The following is an 18,716-nucleotide window of genomic DNA, read 5'->3' as shown; positions in this document are numbered from 1 at the left end:
TGGCTGAAGGGATGAATGCAGTCTTTGTGCCAGTCGGTGGGTGGACACTTCATCCTGTTTGTAAAACTGATGACTGAACAGTCGGGAACCAGGCTGGAGACTGCGAAATAGGCGAGTTTTACAGGGGTTAGACGGTGTTTCAGAAACCGTTGCGCGGATCAGCTACGGGCACTCACAGATGGCAAACACTCAGTGCACCGCTCGATGCACGTGCACGTTTTTATGGCATCGCGCTTTATAAAAGTGCATATGGCGGTCAATACCGCTCACGACAAATGCCAGGCAATTAAGCCGCGGAACCCTGTAGGAGCGAGCTTGCTCGCGAAGCGGTATGTCAGGCGACATCAATGTTGACTGTACTGCCCTCTTCGCGAGCAAGCTCGCTCCTACAGGGGATTTGCTTAATTGACTGGCATCGGGGGCAAGCTCCCTTCGCCACAGGTTCTCGGTGCTTGCTTTGGCTGTATCCCTACATGAGTCATTTGTACTTTCATCTATCCTGAGGCCGCGACCTTTTGGCGCATGCCGGTTGGCCATCGATTGAGCGCCACAGGGCAACAGTTTGTTAACATCCCTGCGCTTTTTTTCATCGATTGATCAGCACTGTAGATTCCCGGTCGCTACACAGGATGCTTTTTTCCATGAGTACGTTGTATACCCGTCGCACGGTCCTGCGCGGCATGAGCCTGCTGAGCCTTGGCCTGCTCGCCGGCTGCGATGACAGCAGCAAGCTGTCGTTCAAGTACGGCAAGGACCTCAGCGACAAGATCATGGGGCGTACCTTCAAGCTCAAGGACGCGCAGGGCGAGTATCGGATGCTCGGCAGCTACCGTGGCCTGATGCCGATGATCTTCTTCGGTTTCACCCAGTGCCCGGCGGTCTGCCCGACGACGCTGGCCCGTGCGGCGCAGGCGAAAAAACTGATGGGCCGCGATGGTGAGCGCCTGCAAGTGATCTTCATCACCCTGGACCCCGAGCGCGATACGCCGCAAATGCTCGATGCTTACGTGAAGACGTTCGATCCGAGTTTCGAGGCGCTGTACGGCACGCTGGAAGAAACCGCCGCCACCGCCAAGGAGTTCGGCGTGTTCTATGAAAAGGTCCCGAGCGGCTCGACCTATACCCTCTCTCATACCGCGACCAGCTTCGTTTTCGACTCCCGAGGCACTTTGCGCCTGGGGCTGTCCGCGTCCCTTACCGCTCAAGAGTGTGCAGAAGACCTGCTCACCGTCATGGAGGTCTGTTGATGACTTCGTTTAAACAGCTGGTCTTGGCCCTTTCCCTGATTGGTGCGGCCTGGCAAGTATCCGCTCAAACCCAGGTGAACGACGCCTGGGTTCGTGCAACGGTAGCCGGTCAGCATTCGACCGGTGCCTTCATGACCCTGCAGGCCGACAGCGACAGCAAACTGCTCAGTGTGCAGTCGCCGGTAGCGAACATCGTGCAAGTTCACCAATCCAGCATGAACAACGATGTGATGAGCATGAGCCAGGTCGAATCCGTCGCGCTGCCGGCCGGCAAACCGGTGAGCTTCGATCCCCATGGCTACCACATCATGTTGATGGACCTGACGGCCCAGGTTAAGGAAGGCGATAAAGTGCCCCTGATCCTGACCGTGGAAAACGCCAAAGGCGAAAAGGAGACGATCAAGATTGACGCCGAGGCGCGGGCGCTCGGCATGCAGGATCACAGCAAGATGCATTGAGAGCTTTGCTGAGGATTTGTCAGCAACACTTCGTAAATTACGAATTGTCGGTGAAGAATAATCGATTTTTCTTCACCCTAGTCTCCCCGCTAGCATGAACCCGTCGGCTCCAGAACAAGACCCCGCAGGGAGAGCGACATGCAGCCCATGAACATCGGCGAACTCTGGATGTGGGTCGCCTTCATCTTCTTCATCATCGCCATGCTGGCCATGGATCTGTTTGTCTTTGGCGGGCGCAAGGCGCATAGGGTATCGGTGCGCGAAGCGTCGTGCTGGGTGATTGCCTGGTGCGCGCTGGCGCTGGCCTTCGCGGGATTGCTCTGGTGGTACTTGAATGGCGAATTCGGGCGCGAGATCGCCCAGCGCAAAACGCTGGAATTTCTCACGGGCTATTTGATTGAGCAGTCGCTGTCGATCGACAACATGTTCGTCTTCGTGATGATTTTCGGCTACTTCGCCGTGCCGCCGGAGTTGCAGCGCCGGATGTTGTTATATGGCGTGCTCGGGGCAATCGTGATGCGTGCGGCGATGATTTTCGCCGGCGTGTGGCTGGTGTCGCAGTTCGCATGGCTGCTGTATGCGTTCGGTGTGTTCCTGATCATCACCGGGTTCAAGATGCTGGCATTCGCCCATCAGCGGCCTGACCTCGATAAAAACCCCTTATTGCGTTGGATGCACGGTCATCTGCGTGTCACCGACGGGTTTCATGGCGAGCGTTTTTTTGTGGTGCAAGACGGTCGGTACTGGGCGACGCCGATGTTTCTGGTGCTGGTGCTGATCGAGACCAGTGACTTGATGTTTGCGGTCGACAGCATCCCGGCGATCTTCGCCGTCACCACCGATCCGTACATTGTGTTCACATCAAACATCTTCGCGATCATGGGCCTGCGGGCGCTGTATTTCCTGCTGGCCGACATGGCTGATCGTTTCCACCTGCTCAAATACGGCTTGGCGATCGTGCTGGTGTTCATCGGCGCCAAGATGACGCTGATGCCGTGGTTTCACATGCCGGTTGAATGGTCGCTGACCGTTGTCGGCGGGATCATTCTGACGTCAGTGCTGTTGAGCCTGATCATGAGTCGGAAAAAAACGTCTGAGAAAGATCGAATGCGATCCCTGTAGGAGCTGCGATGCGGCGTTCCGACTTGCCAGCGAAAACGGCCTCACGTCAGGCAGTGCCCATGAAATCGCCTTCGCCGGCAAGCCGGGCTTCTACGGGTTCGACGACATTAATAACATCCTGCCCATCTGCTGCGGGTGGTACAGGGTAGTCATCGACTGGTAACCTGCGCCCTGCTCTTTCAATGACGACGGTGACGCATTTGATCAGCAGTACCCCATCACTTGCCCGCGATATCGATGGCAAAGCCATTTCAGCCAAGGTCCTCGACGAGGTCCGGGAAGAGGTTCTGGCCCTGGCCGGCCAGCAGATCTATCCCGCCTTGGCGGTCGTGTTAGTCGGTGACGACCCGGCCAGCCACGTGTATGTGCGCAATAAACTGCTGCGCGCCAAGGAAGTCGGCATCCGCTCCCTTGAATACCGCCTGCCGGAAACCGCCAACCAGGCCCAGGTTCTGGAACTGATTGCGCAACTCAACGCCGACGCCACGGTGAACGGCATCCTGGTGCAACTGCCCTTGCCGAACGCTATCGATGAACAGGCGGTGATCCATGCCATCGACCCAATCAAGGACGTGGACGGTTTTCATCGGGAAAACGTCGGTGGGCTGGTGCAAGGCATGGAGGTACTGACCCCCTGCACGCCCAGCGGCTGCATGCGTCTGCTGCACGAGACCTGCGGTGATGACTTGAGCGGCTTGCACGCGGTAGTCATCGGCCGCTCGAACATTGTCGGCAAACCGATGGCGACCTTGCTATTGCAGGCCGACTGCTCGGTCAGCGTGGTGCACTCGCGCAGCGTCGATGCCTCGGCGTTGTGCCGGTTGGCGGATATCGTGGTCGCTGCAGTGGGTCGACCGGGGTTGATCGACGCCAGTTGGCTCAAGCCCGGCGCAGTGGTGATCGATGTCGGCATCAACCGCATCGCCGACGAGTCCGGCGAACGTCTGGTAGGCGATGTCGACTACGCCAGCGCCCGCACCGTCGCCCGTGCGATCACACCGGTTCCCGGTGGCGTCGGGCCGATGACTATTGCCTATCTGCTGAAAAACACCCTGATCGCCAGCCAGTTGCAACGCGCCGCCCAGGCCCGCGGGCAGCAGCCTGTGGACGACTTGGCGTTGAATTGAGCACAACGCACACGGCCCACTTCAAGGTGGGCCATGTCGGTAATGCCAGTCAGGCGCGGAACCTGTGGGAGCGGGCTTGCTCGCGAAAGCGGTGTATCAGGCCACATCAATGTTGTGTGTGCCGCCCTCTTCGCGAGCAAGCCCGCTCCCACAGGGATTGTGCTTAACCACGATCAAGCGTCGAAGACGTAGTTACTTCCCGGCGTGCAGCACCTGCGGTTGCGGCATCGCCGAAGAGTGGTGATTAAGGATCTTCCACTGACCGCCAACCTGCTCATAGACGAAGGTATAGCGCGCCTGCACCTGGCGGGTTTTGCCATCGGCCTCGGTCAGGAAAAAGGTGTAGACGCCGCTGTCCATGGCCACGTTAGCGCCCAATGGACGGATCTCACGGAAGTTGATCTGGCCCACCGGCTTGAGCGCCATGAAGTGATCGAAGTAGTCCTTGATCTGAGCCGGCGTGGTGCGCACCTTATTGGAAACCGTCGGCTGCAGCACGGCGTTCGGCGCGTACAGGTCGACCACGCTCTGAACATTGCCGCTCTTCAACGCACTATTCCATTGATCGAACAGTGCGGCGATTTCGCGATCCTTTACGTTAGCTGGCTGTTCGGCCACGCTGCTGTAAACGTAAGGCACTGCTTCCAACGCCTGGGCCAACGGGGCGGTGAGGGCGAAAAACAGGGCGATGGCCGAGGTCTTGAATTTCATTGCGATACTCCAATGGTGGTCGATGGGCACACTGTGCCGGTCGGAACGCCACCCGCCATCGGCCAACCGGAGTCATTTGCCTATGCCATTCGGCAGATGGCGCCCTGCCCTGTTAACAAGGTCTAATAACGCCCCTGCCCGAACGGGCGTGCCTGCGCCGGAACCCGTCCCATGCAAAACCCTGATCATGACCCCGGTAGCGCCCTGGCCATTCGCACCCAATATCGGCAGTCGCAAAGTCGCGCGGCGCGGCTGCGGTTGCTGGTGGATACCGGCCAGGAATTGACGCAACTGCCCCCGGAGGCAATGCGTCAACGCGTGCTGCAACGAGCTTGTGCCTTCCTGGCGATGGACCATGCGCTATTGCTGGAATGGAACGTGGATGCGCAAGTCAGGACCACCGCCAGTCACGGTAGCCGTGATCGTTTACACAGCCTCGAACGCCTCGCCGATACCGCGATGCGCACTGCGCAATGGCAGGAGCAGCCGAACGCGGTCCTGCCCAATGTGCTGCGTGTGCCTTTGCGCGGTGGCGATGGCGCTGCCTTCGGTGCGTTGGTGCTGGCCAACAGCGTCAGCATCAGTGCACCGGACACCGAGGACCTCGAATCCCTGCAATTGCTCGCCACCCTGCTGGCCGCGCACCTGGAAAACCAGCGGTTGCTGGATGCCTTGGTTGCGCGTGAACGCACCATGTCCGATCTGGTGCATCGGCTGTTCAGGGCACAGGAAGACGAACGCAAACGCATGGCCTACGACCTGCACGACGGCCTGGCGCAAACCCTCGCCGGGCTGCATCAGCGCCTGCAAGGTTTTGCCGGTCGCTGCCCGCCACTGCCGGACGAACTCGGCGCGGACTTACAAACGATTCTTGCGTTAGCCCAGCATTGTGTCGGTGAAGGCCGACAACTGATCAGTGGCCTGCGTCCGACCGTGCTCGATGATTTTGGCTTGCTGAAGGCGGTCGACAAAGAAGCGGATCGCCTGCGCGACGCCGGAATCAAAGTGAACTGGACTGCGCGTTGCGAAGCACGCTTGCCCAGCCAGGTGGAGATCGCCCTGTTCCGGATTGCCCAGGAAGGCATCAACAACATTCTCAAGCATGCGCAGGCCAGTCACGTCGTCCTGGCGCTGGAATTGCTCGAAGGGCAAGCCTCGCTACGAGTGGACGATAATGGCAAAGGCTTTGCCATGGAACAACGGCTCGACACCTGCGGCACCCGGCATTTGGGGCTTGCTGCGATGCGAGAACGCGCGAGCCTGCTGGGCGGTGATTTCTCCTGCGTCAGCCATGCGCATGGCGGAACGCAACTGCGCGCCACTGTGCCCGCCGACCTCAATGGAACAGTTCAATGACTGAAGTTTTACGTCTGGTTCTGGCGGACGATCATGAGGTCACCCGAACCGGTTTCGTCGCGCTGCTGGCGGGTCATCCACAGTTCGAAGTGGTTGGCCAGGCCCGCGATGGCCAGGAAGCGGTGGACGTGTGCGAGCGCCTGCTGCCCGACATCGTCATCCTCGACATTCGCATGCCCGTGCTCAACGGGCTGGGTGCGGCGCGAATTCTGCAGCAGCGCCTGCCGGCCCTGAAAGTGGTGATCTTCACCATGGACGACAGCCCGGATCACCTGGAAGCGGCGATGAATGCCGGCGCCGTGGGCTACCTGCTCAAAGACGCCAGCCGCGATGAAGTGATCAATGCCCTGCAACGCGTCGCCGCGGGCGAGGAAGCCCTCAATAGCACGGTCAGCGCCCGTCTGCTGCGGCGCATGACCGAGCGCAACGCCAGTGGTGCCGCGCCTGCCGAAACCCTGACCGCCCGGGAACGCCAAGTCCTCGGGCTTGTAGCCGGCGGTTGCAGCAATCGTGAAATCGGCGAAGAACTCGGCATCACCACGGGCACAGCCAAGGCCCATGTGGAACGGGTTATCGGTAAACTCGGCGCCGCCGACCGAACCCAGGCCGCTGTCCGTGGCATCGCCTTGGGGCTGGTGAGCCAGTCATGAACGTTTCAAACGCTCGCCGTTGGGCCGATCTGCCGTTACGTGGCAAAGCCCTCGTGGTGATTTCCCTGCCGCTGGTGATTCTGTTGCTCTCGCTGGTGCTGATCTACACCACCGAACGCCAGACGGCACGCGCGGAAGAGGACGTGCGCCGTGTGCTGCTGGTGCAAGGCGATATTCAGGCCGTGCACACCTTGCTCGCCGAGGCCGCCGCCAGCGTCCGCGGTTATCTGCTGACCCGCCGCGAAGACTTCCTGCCGGGGTATCGGAAAGCCAAACCCTTGATCGAATCGGCCCTGCGCCGGCTCGACAGCAACGTTCGCGATGAGCGGGTGCGCAAACATCTGGAGGCGATCACGCCGCTGATCGACACCAAGGTCCAGGGCCTGGTTGAACTGCTCGATGATCGCAGCGCCACACCCGAGTCGATCACCACCATCCTGATCAACAACAAGTACATCCTCGACGAATTGCGCGAACGCATCAGCGCCATGCGCACGCTTGAAGACACGCTGCTGGCCGAGCGTACCGCGGCTGCCGCTTCCACTCGACAACGCTTGTTGTTCTCCACCCTGCTGGCCGCGGCTTGCGGGCTGTTTGGCGCCATTGTGGCGGTGCTGTTCCTGTCCAAGGGCATCGTCGCCCGGGTCAAACAGGTCCAGGGCAACGCACAACGGCTGGCACTCGGTCAGCCGTTGTTGCCGCAACCGCCAGAGAAGGATGAGATTGGTCAGTTGGGCACACGCCTGGTCGAGGCCGGGTTGTTGCTGGCCGAACGTGAACGGGCCTTGCGCGACAACGAAGAACGCTTGCGGCTGATCATCGATGGGGTGAAGGACTACGGTATTTTCGCCCTCGATACACAGGGCTTCGTCACCAGTTGGAATGCGGGCGCCGAACGGATCAAGGGTTACACCGAGCAAGAAATCGTCGGCCAGCATTTCTCGGTGTTTTATCTGTCGCAAGAGTGCCCGCAGCATCCAGAGATGGCGCTACGCGAGGCCACTCGCGATGGTCATTACATGGAAGAGGCCTGGCGTTGTCGCAAGGATGGCAGCCGCTTCTGGGCCAGCGTGGTGATTACTGCGCAATATGACAACAGTGGCGCCCTGCGCGGGTTCTCCAAGATCACCCGCGACATCACCGACCGCCGTGCCGCCGAGATCGCGCTGAGTACCGCACGCGAAGAAGCCGAACGCGCCAGCCGTGCCAAAAGCGAATTCCTGTCACGCATGAGCCACGAACTGCGCACCCCGCTCAACTCCATTCTCGGCTTCGCACAATTACTGGACATGGACTCGCCCAAGGGGCAGCGGGCACAGATCGGTCATATTCTGCGGGCCGGACAACACCTGCTGACCCTGATCAACGAAGTGCTGGACATCGCCAAGATCGAAGCCGGGCGCCTGCCACTGAATGTCGAAGCGGTGCCCCTGGCGGTGGTGCTGCAAGAAGCCCTGACGCTGGTGTCCCCCATGGCTTGCGACGCGGGCATTCAGCTGGTTGAACTGCCGATGCTGGCCGCCGACAGCGGGATCGTCGCCGATCGGCAACGCTTGGTTCAGGTGCTGCTGAATCTGTTGTCCAACGCGATCAAATACAACCGGCCCCAGGGTCAGGTGCACATCGAGGTCAATGTTCATCAACAGCGAATTGCCGTGTCGGTCTGCGATACCGGCAAGGGCATTGCGGCCGATCGACTGGATCAACTGTTCAAGCCGTTCGAGCGCCTGGAGACCGATCCGAACGTGGAAGGCACCGGCCTGGGCCTGGCCTTGAGCAAGAGTCTGCTGGAAATGATGAATGGCAGCCTGACCGTCCGAAGCCAGCCCGGCGCAGGCTCCAGTTTCACCCTGGAGCTGCCCTTCGAGCGCCTGCAGCCAGCCGCCGAGCCACCTGTTGCACGAATCAGCCACCCAACGGTCACCGCCGCCCTCACCGTTCCCGATTACCAGGGCAAAGTGCTGTGCATCGAAGACAATCTCTCGAGCCTGGCCCTGATCGAAACCCTGCTGCAACGGCGACCGCACATCCAATTGCTCTCAAGCATGCAGGGGCAGATGGGCCTGGACCTGGCCCGTCAACATGCACCGCAGCTGATTTTGCTGGATGTGGCGCTGCCGGACGTAGATGGCTTCAATGTTCTGCAACGCCTGCGCCAATCTTCCATCACCCGTGCCATTCCAGTGCTGATGATCACCGCCGATGCCAGCGACCTCACTCATCTGGCCTTGCTGGAAGCGGGCGCGACCGCCGTGCTGACCAAGCCGATTAACATTCCTTCATTCCTCGCCCATCTTGACCAGCATCTACCGGAGCCCGCGTGAACACCGACCTGCGTATTCTGATCATCGACGACCAACGGCCCAACCTCGACTTGATGGAGCAATTGCTTGTCCGCGAAGGGCTGACCAACGTACTGAGTAGCACTCAGCCGCTGCGAACCCTGGACCTGTTCAACAGCTTCGAGCCTGACCTGGTGATTCTCGACCTGCACATGCCGGAGTTCGATGGCTTTGCCGTACTGGAACAACTCAACCGGCGCATCCCGGCCGGCGAATACCTGCCAATCCTCGTGCTCACCGCCGACGCCACCCGCGATACTCGGCTGCGCGCGCTGGCGCTGGGCGCCAAAGACTTCATCAGCAAGCCACTGGACGCTCTGGAAACCATGCTGCGCGTCTGGAACCTGCTTGAAACCCGCGCACTTTACAAAGCTTTGCGCACCTTGGTCCCGGCAGATCAGATCGAGTTGCTGCGCCAGTTAAAGCCGCACCCAGTTAGCTGACTGAAGGGGCGGAATCACTGACGCTTTGCTACTGAATGTCAGGTCACGGGGCTGGCTCGGTATTTTGGCGACCGGTTGCAGAAAGCCCAGCAAGGCCTGCTGGGTGTCATTCCAGGCCGTCGGGTGTTCCATATCAAGGAAGTGCCCGGCGTTTTTGATGGTCTGAAACTGAGCCTGACGGGAATGCGCTGCAAAAAGACGGGCGTCTTCCGCCGAGGTGTACTCGTCCCGTTCGCCGTTGATAAACAGCACTGGAACTTCGATGGCATCGGCACAGGAAACGTAGCAGTGAGTGTCTTGGGTCAGCACCTCATTGACGTGAAAATGCATCTGCCGGTATTCGTGTTCGTCCAGGCTGCTGACATGGCGTTCATTGAAACGCTTGAACAGCGACGGCAAGTGCTTGCCGATGGTGCTGTTGATCAAGCGCCCGACATTTCGCCGGTCGCACGCGTGGAGAAAATGCCGGCCGCTCTCGAGATAATCGCGCATCGGCGTGTTGATTCGCGCGGCGAATGAACTGATGACCGCCTTTTCGATTCGCTGCGGCCGCTGCGCCAGTGCCAATAAGGTCGCCGCCCCGCCCCAGGAAAAGGACAGCACATGCTGCGCGCGAAAGTGCTCGATCAACTCCAGCAATATCGCGGCCTCGTCTTCCTTGCGGATCGGTTGGTCATGCTGGTTGTGTTGTTTCGATTGACCGGCGTAGGGCTGATCGTAGAGGACCACATTGAAGCGTGGCCGCAGGTAACGCACCGTTTGAGCAAAGGATGCCGTCGTTGCCAGTGAGCCGTTGACCAGAATAATGGTCTTGTCAGCGGTGGCGTTGAGATAATGCTCGGTATAAACCTTGTACTTCTTACCAATCTCGACGATCGCAGTTTTCAGCATCATGTCATTCTCTTCCTTGAACAAATTGGACCAGGCGCACAGCGTGGTTGACTCTCCGGCTTCCTTCGACTCGCCTGACAGCACGAGCCAGCGACAACGGTACAAGGGCGCTAAGATGAATACCATGACTAACAAGTCACAACCAGACCAACGGTTCACAGTTAAGCAGGGATTCTTCCATCTGCAAGCCCGCAGGCTTGAAAGTGGCGATCCTGACGCTTCGCCGACACGCCCTGCGGTTGTTTCATTGCCCGCCCCACCCCTCATGCCAAACGAGGAGTTGAAAAATGTCGCTGACGCTTTACTACCATCCGCTGGCGTCGTTCTGCCACAAAGTACTCATCGCGCTCTACGAAAACGGGACCGAATTCGAGAGAAGGATCATCGATCTCGCGGACGCTGCCGACAGCGCAGAACTTCAGGCATTGTGGCCAATCGGAAAGTTCCCGATTCTTCGCGACCATGCTCAACAATCTGATCTGCCCGAATCCAGCATCATCATCGAGTACCTGGATCGACGGTATCCCGGCACGCACAGGCTCGTTCCAGACGATTGGGAGATCGCGCTGGAAGTCCGGTTATGGGATCGGTTTTTCGACCATTATGTACAAGTGCCGATGCAACGGATTGTCAGCGATCGGCTACACGCGACCAACGGTGATCTGACCAGAGAGCGATCCACCCTGGAGACGGCGTACGGCATGCTCGAGCACCGCATGGCATCCAGAATCTGGGTGGCCAGCCCGGACTTCAGCATGGCCGATTGCGCCGCTGCCCCGGCACTTTTCTATGCCCGCACACTTGTACCGTTCCCTGACGACCACCCACACTTGAACGCCTATTTCGACAGATTGGTACAGAGGCCGTCATTTCAGCGGGTAATCGACGAAGCCAAACCGTGGTTCTCGTTCTATCCGTTTGCGCAGGCCATTGAGCAACGGTTTCGCCAGGGGCCGGACAACGCATGACTGCATGCAGGTTCCCGGTGTAGGAGCTGGCTTGCCAGCGAAGACGGCCTCACATCATGCAGCGCCGAGGAAATCGCCTTCGCCGGCAAGCCGGGCTCCTACAGGGTTCGCGGCGTTCACAAAATTGTAGGAGCTGGCTTGCCAGCGAAGGTGACCTCACGTCATGCAGCGCCGAGGAAATCGCCTTCGCCGGCAAGCCGGGCTCCTACAGGGTTCGCGGCGTTCACAAAATTGTAGGAGCTGGCTTGCCAGCGAAGGCGACCTCACGTCATGCAGTGCCGAGGAAATCGCCTTCGCCGGCAAGCCGGGCTCCTACAGGGTTCGCGGCGTTCACAAAATTGTAGGAGCTGGCGTGCCAGCGAAGACAACCTCACATCATGCAGCGCCGATGAAATCGCCTTCGCCGGCAAGCCGGGCTCCTACAGGGTTCGCGGCGTTCACAAAATTGTAGGAGTTGGCTTGCCAGCGAAAGCGGCCTCACATCCTGCAGCGCCGATGAAATCGCCTTCGCCGGCAAGCCGGGCTCCTACAGGGTTCGCGGCGTTCACAAAATTGTAGGAGCTGGCTTGCCAGCGAAAGCGGCCTCACATCCTGCAGCGCCAATGAAATCGCCTTCGCCGGCAAGCCGGGCTCCTACAGGGTTCGCGGCGTTCACGCGTCGCGCTGATACTTTCATTTCTCGATCGCTGCGACGATATCCTCTTGTATGATGCCCCGCTTCAACAGTGGGCCGCGAACAGTCGTCGAGGAATTTTCATGCATATGCTTTACCGGACCTCCCCCAAGGGAGTGGCCGCCCCGCGGTTCGCGCTCAATCCCCTGAACCTGAGTCTGGGCCTACTGCTGTCCAGCGCCGTGCCTTCGGCCTGGGCCGCCGCGACCGAACTACCGGCGGTGACTGTCACCGGTGAAGACACCTCCGGTTATCACGCCGAAAGCGCTTCAGTCGGTGGTTTCGAAGCGGCGCCTTTGCTTGATACGCCGGCCTCGATTTCGGTAGTCAATGAAGCCTTGATCAAGGATCAGCAGGCGCGCCTGCTCAGCGAAGTACTGCGCAACGACGCTTCGGTGGGTGAAAGCTATGCGCCGGTCGGCTACTACGAAAACTTCGTCGTGCGCGGTTTCTCCCTCAATTCCGCCAGCAGCTACAAAATCAACGGCCGCACCATCACCGGCGAGCAGAATGTCGGGCTGGAGAACAAACAGCAGGTGGAGTTGCTCAAGGGCCTTTCCGGTCTGCAAAGCGGTGTCAGCGAGCCTGGCGGGCTGGTCAACTACGTGACCAAGCGGCCTGCCGATGTGCGTTCGGTCACCGTCTCCACCGACGATCGCGGCAGCGGTTACCTGGCCACCGATGTCGGTGGCTGGTTCGGCAGCGAACAGCAGTTCGGCCTGCGCGCCAACCTGGCCCACGAAGACATCCATTCCTACGTCGAACACACCAATGGCCAGCGCGATTTTGCCTCGCTGGCCTTCGACTGGAACATCAGCCCTGATGCGCTGCTGCAACTGGATGCCGAGTACCAGACCAAGGAACAGCGCTCAGCACCGGGTTATCAATTGCTCGGCGGTTCCAGCCTGCCGCACCACGCCTCGCCGAAAAAGCTCCTGGCTCACCAGAGCGGTTCGAAGCCAGTCACCACCGATGCGCTGAACCTCAACGGCAACTTCGAATACCGCTTCAGCGACCAATGGAAAGGCAACCTCAGCGCTTCGCGCAGCCGGGTGGTGATCGATGACTACAGCTCGTTCGCCTGGGGCTGCTACGGCTCTGCCAGTTGCGCCAGCGCGGCGGTGCCGAACTACTTCAGCCCCGAGGGCAACTACGACATTTACGATTTCCGCAGCCCAGACGATACCCGCCGCAACGACGAAGTGCAGGCTGCCCTCAGCGGCCGCTTCGAAACCGGCAGCCTGGGCCACGAATTGAGCGTCGGGACCAGCGCGTTCCGCCGCGTAGTGGACAAACGCGATGCCATCAACCAGATGATCGGCAGCGCCAACATCAACAGCGAACCGGCTGATTTTGCCCGCTACGAAGGCCCGCTCAACGACTCCTACCGACGCCTGGACAGCCGTCAGTACGGGCTGTTCTTCAATGACCGGATCAGCTTCAACGAGCAATGGCAGGCAGTGCTCGGCGGACGCGAAGTGCGCCTGGATGAAGAGACCTTCGACAGCCAGGGCGACACCACCCGGCACACGCAACGCTATGAGTTCCTGCCCCAGGCCGCGCTGATCTATAAGCCGGTGCAAAACCTGTCGCTGTACACCCGCTACAGCAAGGGCCTGTCCTTGGGCGGCGAAGCGGCGTGGTTCACCACCAATGCCTATGAAATTCTCGCGCCCACCGTATCGCGACAAATCGAGGCCGGTATCAAGTACGACTGGCAGCGCATCAGCCTGGCTGCGGCGCTGTTCCAGATTCGTCAGGATTATCAGTACTCGCGACCGAATGACGACGGCACGTTCACGTTCACCCAACAGGGAGAGCAGAAAAACACCGGGCTGGAGCTCTCGGCCAATGGCTGGGCCAGTCAGCGCCTGCAGATTAGCGCCAGTGTCGCGGCGATCCGCGCGCGCGTCACCGACAGCGGCACGCCAGCTTATGAGGGCCACCAGGCAATCAACGTACCGACCCTGCGCGCCAACCTCTACGGCGACTATGCCCTGCCCTGGTTCGACGGCCTGGCGCTACTCGGCGGAGTGCAATACAGCGGCAGCAAGTACGCCAACCGCCAGGGCGAAGTGCAGACTGGCGCCTATGCCATCTTCAACATCGGCAGCCGCTACAGCACTCGCATCGACGGTTACGACACCGTGTTCCGGCTGACCGTGGACAACCTGTTCGATAAACGCTACTGGCGTGACGCCGGTGAATACATGGGCGATGGCTACGTGTTCCAGGGCGCGCCACTGACTGCGCGACTGAGTGCCTCGATCAACTTCTGATCGTGCGCTCCGACCGTTTCAGTTGAGGAGCCCAGACCCTAGCGTCGGGCCAACTCATGCCGGATGCATTGCTCGTAATACGTTTGCTTGATACCAGCAGGCTTGAGACGCGAGGGACTGTTATAGGTTTGTTCGGTAATTCCCATGGCCGTCATGCGCATCCACGGCCGGGGGAATTTTCGCGATTGAAGTTTCTTGCGTGCCCCGTAAAGCGTGAATCCGGAAAGCTTCGACGCTTGCGCGTCTGCGGCGATGTCCGAGCCCCAACTGCAGACGAAACGACTGTTCTTGCTCAGGTCCTTGGCCTGAGCCTCAAACGAGACCGCCGCCAGGACCAACGTTGCAGCCATCCATACCAAAGTCCGCATATCGCCAATGCCTAACCTTTTGAAAAGAAAGCGAGTTTGACAACGAAGCGGAGATCGGGGGGCCAGCAGTTTGCCTCATTTCCATGAGGTTTTTCTGGGCTCTCCATGAGCCTGATAGGTCCATTGTGAAATGTGCGAAAACTTTTTTGAGTTTTAAGTGAGCGTTGCAGTCTCTAGTTGAGAGCGTCGTGGTTATCGACAGGCCATTGACGGCAAACGCGCGGTCAGGCGGTGGAGGCTATCGAATGTCAGAACTTGAGCATGTCATTCAACCCTTTAATGCCAGGTTAGTGATGATCGGCTCTGGCTCTATCGGAAAAGGCGTACTCCCGCTGCTGTTGCGCCATCTTGAGCTTGAACCGCAGCGACTGTTGATCCTCAGTCCCGATGAAGATGGTCGTTTAATCGCGAAGGAATTCGGCGTCACCCACAAAGCCGAGCAACTGGACCGGAGCAATTACGAGGCGGTGCTGGACCCTCTTTTGAGCGCTGGCGATTTCCTGCTCAACCTCTCGGTAGGGGTATCGAGCCTGTCCCTGATTCAGTTCGCCCAGCGTAAAGGCGTGCTGTATCTGGACACCTGTATCGAGCCGTGGGAAGGCGGTTACACCGACCCCGACAAATCCCTGTCCGAACGATCCAACTATGCATTGAGGGAAGCGGCACTTCAGCTTCGGGGTGAAAGCGCGCAAGGTCTGTCCACCGCCATTTTGACTCACGGTGCCAATCCGGGGCTGGTGTCCCACTTGGTCAAACAGGCACTGGTCGACCTCGCTGAGGATTTGGGTGACACAACGCCCCTGCCCGCGACTCGCGAAGAATGGGCGCAACTGGCCAGCCGACTGAACATCCGCTGCATCCACATTGCCGAGCGCGATTCGCAGTATTCATCGCAACACAAAATCGCCGATGAGTTCGTCAACACTTGGTCAGTGGACGGTTTCATCAGTGAAGGCAGCCAACCGGCGGAACTGGGTTGGGGCAGCCATGAGAAAGTGCTTCCCGAGGATGGCTATTACCACGCCTTCGGATGCCAGGCCGGGATCTATCTGCAACGCCCCGGTGCCTCCATGCGGGTTCGCACCTGGACACCCTCGACGGGGCCAACCCATGGGCTGCTCGTGACTCACAACGAAGCGCTGTCGATTGCCGATTACCTGACGCTTGGCCAGGGTCGGCAACCGATTTATCGGCCGACCGTCCACTACGCTTATCGGCCCTGTGACGATGCCCTGCTATCGATGTATGAACTCGCTGAGCGCAACTGGAAACCCCAGAGCGGCCAGCGTTTGCTTGATGACGAAATTCTTGGCGGCAATGACGAACTCGGCGTGCTGCTGATGGGGCATGCCAGGAACAGCTATTGGTATGGCTCGCGCTTATCGATCCAGCAAGCCCGGGCACTGTGCCCCCATAACAGCGCCACCAGCCTGCAAGTGACGGCGGGAGTGCTGGCCGGTGTGATCTGGGCTATTCGCAATCCTCAACGCGGCATCGTCGAACCGGATGAATTGCCCTTCAGGGAGATTCTGCAGATCTGCATGCCCTACCTGGGCAATGTAGAAGGCATTTATTCCGACTGGACGCCCCTTGCCGGACGTCACTCACTGATGCCCGAGCAGACCGATGAATCCGATCCGTGGCAATTCGTGAACGTCAGGATTACTTGAAGGCCTGACGCGTATTCCACACCAGGCAACGGCTCAAATACCGGCACCGTTCTGAAATGAGTCGCCCGAAGCGGACTCTCTTTGCCACGCCCGGTGCAGGAGATCGATGACTTCTTCGTCGGATGTCTGAGAAAAGTCCATATACCAATGGCCGATCGAAACCATCCAATCGGGGATCAGCGGGCAAATCAGCTCGTCCACTTCGTCGCGTAGCGCCTCTGCCGTCTCTATAGGTGCCACCGGCACGGCAACGACGATGCGAGACGGCGCTTGCAGGCGCACAGCCTGTATCGCGGCCATCATCGTGGCACCTGTCGCCAGGCCATCATCGATCAAGATCACCACCTGATCCTTGAGCGCCACAGGTGCGCGCGATGCACGGTATACCCGCTCGCGACGCAACAATTCCTGCGTTTCCTTTGCTACCACGCGATCAAGCGTGCGTTGATCGATACCATTCCCCCGCAACGCATCGTCATTGACGATTTGTATGCCGCCACTGGCAATCGCGCCCATGGCGAACTCCTGATGAGATGGCACCCCCAGTTTGCGCACCAGCATCAGGTCCAGGCGAACCTCCAGGGCCGTGGCCACTTCATAGGCAACCGGAACACCGCCACGGGGTAAGGCGAGAACGATGACATCGGCTCTTTTTGCGTATTTAAGCAATGGCTCCACCAGGCTTCGGCCGGCATCAACCCGGTCATGCAAGATGGTTTGCAATGAAGGACTAGCCATTTGAAAACCTCCCTGGGGCGGGAGCCCCAAAAACGGGCGTTCGTTTGCCAGCAGCCCGCCCTTAGACCGCCAGAATGCTGCAAGGCACCTGATACAGAATATGTTCGGTTGTGCTGCCAAGCAGCCGCTCCAGGCCACGGTATTGAGCTCTGCCCATCACGATCACATCCATTTGATGCTCGTGGGCGAACTCACTCAGCACCGCGACAGGATGCCCCATGATGAAATGCCGACACTCAGAGGGCACACCGAACCGAGCGGCCAGTTTTAGAAAGGACTTTTCCAGGTCAGCGCGCAATTCCCTGGTCAGCTCCGCGAGCGTCAGACCGCCGCCCATATCCGCCAGAAACGCGGCCGAAATGTCACACGCGTACAGCAGATGCAACTCGGCATTGCACTGCAGCGCCAGGCCGGAAGCCTGCAGGATGATCCGGTCATTGAGTTCGTTGTTCGAAGGCTCGGTGTCTGATACATCAACCGCGGCTACCACTTTCTGCGGCAAGGCGTGACCTTCGCCGCCCACCAGATATACCGGGACCGGACAATGGCGCAACAAACGCCAATCCAGTGGCGTGAAGAACGCGCGCTTGAGCACGGGTTCATGCTGCACTTGCTTGATCAACAGATCGGGCTGCATTTGCGTGACATGGTCAAGGATGTCCTGACGCATGTTATCGGCCCATGCGACTTCGGTTGTCACCTCGATCCCCCGGCCTTGCATCTTTATCGCTTGTTCGTCGAGCCAGTCGCTGTGCTCCTGCAGGTAGGTCGCCCGGGCCATTTTGCGGTCGCCTTCTTCGAGCAGCGACAGAATGTCCAACGAGGGAATCAGGCCGGCAATGTGCAAGCTCGCCCCGCTGGCCTTGGCCAGGGCAGCGCCATGGTTTATCGCAGGCGAATGGCGTAGCAGCGGGTTGATGATCAGTAATAACCGTTGATACTGGCTCATGAGCTGACTCCACACAGGTTGATCCTCGACGCCGGTTCGAGAATCCAGTATCAGGCCCAGACTCCCCTAAGGTCTTTTGGGCCTTGATTTATATCAATGCCTTGAATGAGGTATTGAAGGGGGCCACTTGAAAAGAATAGTTCACAACGGTGCTATGCATCTCGTGCCGGACTCACCCGCGCTGGCCGTACGCCTGAAAATCGGCGATCTGCTGCCACATCGCGATCGGGTTGGAATACATGGGGAAATGCCCGCACTGCACCCTGTGGGAGCGGGCTTGCCCGCGAAGGCGGAGTATCAAGCAACATTAATGTCGTCTGAACCTCCCTCATCGCGGCATGGGTATCTAAACATCTATTGAACTACAGAGATTCATTGCCGGTGCTTGGTGCTTGGTGTTGGGAGTACATATCCATTTCTGCGGTAACGGCCGCTTTGGGTTCCGCCCTGACGGCGGGTCACTTTCGAAAAGCGCGAAAGTAACCAAAGCGCTTTTGCCCCGCCATTCGGTGCCTCGCCTAGGCTCGGCATGCCCTCCCTCCGGCATTGCTCCGGGGGCCCGCCGCGATCGGCCATCCCTGGCCGTGCGCGGCTACCGCGGCATCCCTGCCGCGGTGCCCCCTGCGCAATACCTGCGTTCGGCCTCTGGGAAAGGGGCAAGCAGATCAGGATCAAAAGCCAAAGCAACGGCAACGGCAAGATCAACAGCTTCGCGAGCAAGCCC

At 59.4% G+C, this 18,716-nt stretch carries 16 protein-coding genes and 1 pseudogene; 11 read left to right on the top strand and 6 right to left on the bottom strand.

Annotated features, from left to right (window positions below):
• Positions 1–641: 641 nt before the first annotated feature.
• From MEB48_RS00450 to MEB48_RS00435, 4 genes are all read left to right on the top strand, one after another.
• Positions 642–1,247, top strand: a complete 606-nt coding sequence (locus MEB48_RS00450) for an SCO family protein (protein ID WP_237880849.1) — start codon at positions 642–644, stop codon at positions 1,245–1,247.
• Entirely contained in the window at positions 1,247–1,705 is a 459-nt protein-coding gene (locus MEB48_RS00445; protein ID WP_237880847.1) for a copper chaperone PCu(A)C, read from the top strand. Before MEB48_RS00450 ends, MEB48_RS00445 begins: the two co-directional genes overlap by 1 nt.
• A gap of 138 nt (positions 1,706–1,843) precedes the next feature.
• Positions 1,844–2,827, top strand: coding sequence for a TerC family protein (locus tag MEB48_RS00440; RefSeq protein ID WP_330932678.1), 984 nt, complete (start codon positions 1,844–1,846; stop codon positions 2,825–2,827).
• A gap of 182 nt (positions 2,828–3,009) precedes the next feature.
• Positions 3,010–3,954 (top strand): bifunctional 5,10-methylenetetrahydrofolate dehydrogenase/5,10-methenyltetrahydrofolate cyclohydrolase, encoded by a 945-nt coding sequence (locus MEB48_RS00435; RefSeq protein WP_237880845.1) that lies wholly within the window; start codon positions 3,010–3,012, stop codon positions 3,952–3,954.
• 192 nt (positions 3,955–4,146) lie between these two features.
• Here MEB48_RS00435 and MEB48_RS00430 read toward each other — a convergent pair whose 3' ends face one another.
• Positions 4,147–4,665, bottom strand: coding sequence for an SgcJ/EcaC family oxidoreductase (locus tag MEB48_RS00430; protein ID WP_237880843.1), 519 nt, complete (start codon positions 4,663–4,665; stop codon positions 4,147–4,149).
• Between the two features lie 171 nt (positions 4,666–4,836).
• On the opposite strand from MEB48_RS00430, the gene MEB48_RS00425 reads away from it, so the two are divergent.
• Genes MEB48_RS00425 through MEB48_RS00410 form a run of 4 tightly spaced genes read left to right on the top strand, consistent with a single transcriptional unit; the run spans position 4,837 to position 9,456 of the window.
• Entirely contained in the window at positions 4,837–6,021 is a 1,185-nt protein-coding gene (locus tag MEB48_RS00425) for a sensor histidine kinase (protein ID WP_237880841.1), read from the top strand.
• Positions 6,018–6,671, top strand: coding sequence for a response regulator (locus MEB48_RS00420; RefSeq protein ID WP_237880839.1), 654 nt, complete (start codon positions 6,018–6,020; stop codon positions 6,669–6,671). The genes MEB48_RS00425 and MEB48_RS00420 overlap by 4 nt, the downstream gene beginning before the upstream one ends.
• On the top strand, positions 6,668–8,995 hold the full coding sequence (locus MEB48_RS00415; RefSeq protein WP_237880837.1) for an ATP-binding protein: 2,328 nt from the start codon (positions 6,668–6,670) through the stop codon (positions 8,993–8,995). The genes MEB48_RS00420 and MEB48_RS00415 overlap by 4 nt, the downstream gene beginning before the upstream one ends.
• A complete protein-coding gene (locus MEB48_RS00410) occupies positions 8,992–9,456 on the top strand; it encodes a response regulator (protein WP_030128799.1) in 465 nt (154 codons plus the stop codon). Before MEB48_RS00415 ends, MEB48_RS00410 begins: the two co-directional genes overlap by 4 nt.
• On the opposite strand, the gene MEB48_RS00405 is transcribed toward MEB48_RS00410, so the two are convergent.
• On the bottom strand, positions 9,433–10,350 hold the full coding sequence (locus tag MEB48_RS00405) for an alpha/beta fold hydrolase (RefSeq protein WP_095053710.1): 918 nt from the start codon (positions 10,348–10,350) through the stop codon (positions 9,433–9,435). The two genes, MEB48_RS00410 and MEB48_RS00405, sit on opposite strands and share 24 nt — an antisense overlap.
• 284 nt (positions 10,351–10,634) lie before the next feature.
• On the opposite strand from MEB48_RS00405, the gene MEB48_RS00400 reads away from it, so the two are divergent.
• Positions 10,635–11,315: a glutathione S-transferase family protein gene (locus MEB48_RS00400; protein WP_237880835.1), complete on the top strand. Its 681-nt coding sequence runs from the start codon at positions 10,635–10,637 to the stop codon at positions 11,313–11,315.
• A 756-nt stretch (positions 11,316–12,071) separates the two neighbouring features.
• Positions 12,072–14,267, top strand: a complete 2,196-nt coding sequence (locus MEB48_RS00395) for a TonB-dependent siderophore receptor (RefSeq protein WP_237880833.1) — start codon at positions 12,072–12,074, stop codon at positions 14,265–14,267.
• 38 nt (positions 14,268–14,305) lie between these two features.
• Here MEB48_RS00395 and MEB48_RS00390 read toward each other — a convergent pair whose 3' ends face one another.
• Positions 14,306–14,635 carry a hypothetical protein gene (locus MEB48_RS00390; RefSeq protein WP_237880831.1) on the bottom strand — a complete coding sequence of 110 codons (330 nt, stop codon included), beginning with the start codon at positions 14,633–14,635 and terminating at the stop codon, positions 14,306–14,308.
• 245 nt (positions 14,636–14,880) lie between these two features.
• Between MEB48_RS00390 and MEB48_RS00385 the strand changes: the two genes are divergently transcribed.
• Positions 14,881–16,305: a homospermidine synthase gene (locus MEB48_RS00385; protein WP_237880829.1), complete on the top strand. Its 1,425-nt coding sequence runs from the start codon at positions 14,881–14,883 to the stop codon at positions 16,303–16,305.
• A 33-nt stretch (positions 16,306–16,338) separates the two neighbouring features.
• Here MEB48_RS00385 and MEB48_RS00380 read toward each other — a convergent pair whose 3' ends face one another.
• The 3 genes and pseudogenes from MEB48_RS00380 to MEB48_RS00370 form a co-directional block, all read right to left on the bottom strand.
• Entirely contained in the window at positions 16,339–17,043 is a 705-nt protein-coding gene (locus tag MEB48_RS00380; RefSeq protein WP_237880827.1) for a phosphoribosyltransferase, read from the bottom strand.
• Between the two features lie 61 nt (positions 17,044–17,104).
• Positions 17,105–17,992 (bottom strand): universal stress protein, encoded by an 888-nt coding sequence (locus tag MEB48_RS00375; RefSeq protein WP_237880826.1) that lies wholly within the window; start codon positions 17,990–17,992, stop codon positions 17,105–17,107.
• A 172-nt stretch (positions 17,993–18,164) separates the two neighbouring features.
• Positions 18,165–18,251: pseudogene (locus MEB48_RS00370) on the bottom strand (alpha/beta fold hydrolase); the annotation flags it as partial.
• Positions 18,252–18,716 lie beyond the last annotated feature (465 nt).

This window comes from Pseudomonas sp. PGPR40 (genome assembly GCF_022014505.1).
Lineage (GTDB): Bacteria > Pseudomonadota > Gammaproteobacteria > Pseudomonadales > Pseudomonadaceae > Aquipseudomonas.
The sequence above is the reverse complement of the archived record's forward strand: the minus strand, read 5'-3'. Positions and strand labels throughout refer to the sequence as shown.

What these genes read in the sequence shown, in the direction of transcription:
- MEB48_RS00450 (WP_237880849.1), top strand. Translation starts at nt 642, where the DNA reads ATGAGTACGTTGTATACCCGTCGCACGGTCCTGCGCGGCATGAGCCTG.
- MEB48_RS00445 (WP_237880847.1), top strand. Translation starts at nt 1,247, where the DNA reads ATGACTTCGTTTAAACAGCTGGTCTTGGCCCTTTCCCTGATTGGTGCG.
- MEB48_RS00440 (WP_330932678.1), top strand. Translation starts at nt 1,844, where the DNA reads ATGCAGCCCATGAACATCGGCGAACTCTGGATGTGGGTCGCCTTCATC.
- MEB48_RS00435 (WP_237880845.1), top strand. Translation starts at nt 3,010, where the DNA reads ATGACGACGGTGACGCATTTGATCAGCAGTACCCCATCACTTGCCCGC.
- MEB48_RS00430 (WP_237880843.1), bottom strand. Translation starts at nt 4,665, where the DNA reads ATGAAATTCAAGACCTCGGCCATCGCCCTGTTTTTCGCCCTCACCGCC.
- MEB48_RS00425 (WP_237880841.1), top strand. Translation starts at nt 4,837, where the DNA reads ATGCAAAACCCTGATCATGACCCCGGTAGCGCCCTGGCCATTCGCACC.
- MEB48_RS00420 (WP_237880839.1), top strand. Translation starts at nt 6,018, where the DNA reads ATGACTGAAGTTTTACGTCTGGTTCTGGCGGACGATCATGAGGTCACC.
- MEB48_RS00415 (WP_237880837.1), top strand. Translation starts at nt 6,668, where the DNA reads ATGAACGTTTCAAACGCTCGCCGTTGGGCCGATCTGCCGTTACGTGGC.
- MEB48_RS00405 (WP_095053710.1), bottom strand. Translation starts at nt 10,350, where the DNA reads ATGATGCTGAAAACTGCGATCGTCGAGATTGGTAAGAAGTACAAGGTT.
- MEB48_RS00400 (WP_237880835.1), top strand. Translation starts at nt 10,635, where the DNA reads ATGTCGCTGACGCTTTACTACCATCCGCTGGCGTCGTTCTGCCACAAA.
- MEB48_RS00395 (WP_237880833.1), top strand. Translation starts at nt 12,072, where the DNA reads ATGCATATGCTTTACCGGACCTCCCCCAAGGGAGTGGCCGCCCCGCGG.
- MEB48_RS00390 (WP_237880831.1), bottom strand. Translation starts at nt 14,635, where the DNA reads ATGCGGACTTTGGTATGGATGGCTGCAACGTTGGTCCTGGCGGCGGTC.
- MEB48_RS00385 (WP_237880829.1), top strand. Translation starts at nt 14,881, where the DNA reads ATGTCAGAACTTGAGCATGTCATTCAACCCTTTAATGCCAGGTTAGTG.
- MEB48_RS00380 (WP_237880827.1), bottom strand. Translation starts at nt 17,043, where the DNA reads ATGGCTAGTCCTTCATTGCAAACCATCTTGCATGACCGGGTTGATGCC.
- MEB48_RS00375 (WP_237880826.1), bottom strand. Translation starts at nt 17,992, where the DNA reads ATGAGCCAGTATCAACGGTTATTACTGATCATCAACCCGCTGCTACGC.